The following is a 1,164-nucleotide window of genomic DNA, read 5'->3' on the forward strand; positions in this document are numbered from 1 at the left end:
GCAAGCGGTCACCGGGCAGCAGCGTGCCGCGTCGAATGGCCTCGGCCAACGTATCCGCCAGCTGCAGGTAACGGGTATCCGGGGTTTCATCGAGCAAGGTCACAGTTTCTCTCCAAGTAATGGGTACAGTTTACATTTTGCACAACTGTAACCATGACAATATCCGATTTGTGGTTCTGTCACCATCCCATTGCAGCGATTATGCTGATCCTCTCGTTATCACCGTCATTTTCAAGGAACCTGCCATGCTGGACTCCGCCTTTGTCAGCTACGTCACCGTCATGTCGATCACCCCCGGCCCCAACAACCTGCTGCTGGCCTCGTCGGGCGTCAACTTCGGCCTGCGCCGCACCCTGCCGATGCTGTTTGGCATCTGTGTCGGTTGTGCGGTACAGCTGGCGATCATTATCCCGCTGCTGGCGCTGGCGTTGAGCTGGGCCGGCGTCATCCGCCTCCCGCTGGCGGTGATCGGCTGCGCCTATCTGCTGTGGCTGTCATGGAAGCTGTTTCAGGCGGCCTCGCCGGACGCCAAAGAGCAGGCGCAGCCGATGAGCCTGCTCAACGGTGCACTGTTTCAGGCGGTCAACCCCAAAGCCTGGCTGATGGTGATCAACGTGGCGATCCTGTTCACCCCGCGCGAAGGCGCCACCTTCGTCCATACGCTGTCGGTCATCGCCGGTTTCGCGCTGCTGAACCTGCCGTGCGTGCTGCTGTGGGCGGTGCTGGGCGACCGGTTGCGCAACGCGCTGCGAGTGACCTGGAAACTGCGCGCCTTCAACGGCGTGATGTCCGGACTGATGGCCGCCACCGCGCTATGGCTGTTATTCGACGAGTGGCGCGCGGCCTTTGCTTAGCCGCGGCCGAGAGGAGAGAGTCGGGAAGGTTGTTTGGCGCCGATGCCGGCGATCAGATCGGTAATGGACAGCACCATGGTGGAGCGCACCATCTGCTGATAGCGCTGGCGCTGCATGGCGATCAGCGCTTCATCCGCCTCGCCCGGCTGCAGGAAGGTCGGCACCGGCGGCAGCGCGGCCACGCAGTGCAGCTCGCCGAACGGCCCGAGAATTTCGTCATCGACGAAGCGGTATTCCGACCCGTCGTGGTTCAGCTCTTCGCGCATCGCCATCAGCAGCTCGGCATCTTCATATTCGTGGCGGGAAATCA

The 1,164-nt window shown here is 61.9% G+C and carries 2 protein-coding genes; one reads left to right on the forward strand and one right to left on the reverse strand.

Features of this window, described 5'->3' with window-relative positions; genetic code table 11:
- Nucleotides 1–245: 245 nt before the first annotated feature.
- On the forward strand, nucleotides 246–854 hold the full coding sequence (locus ABT171_RS41655; protein WP_025304783.1) for a LysE family translocator: 609 nt from the start codon (nucleotides 246–248) through the stop codon (nucleotides 852–854).
- On the opposite strand, the gene ABT171_RS41660 is transcribed toward ABT171_RS41655, so the two are convergent.
- Nucleotides 851–1,164: MltR family transcriptional regulator (locus ABT171_RS41660; protein WP_351252170.1), on the reverse strand; the 314-nt coding region annotated here is incomplete at its 5' end. The genes ABT171_RS41655 and ABT171_RS41660 overlap by 4 nt on opposite strands.

Source organism: Streptomyces sp. NPDC001851, assembly GCF_040297165.1.
Taxonomy (GTDB): domain Bacteria; phylum Actinomycetota; class Actinomycetes; order Streptomycetales; family Streptomycetaceae; genus Streptomyces.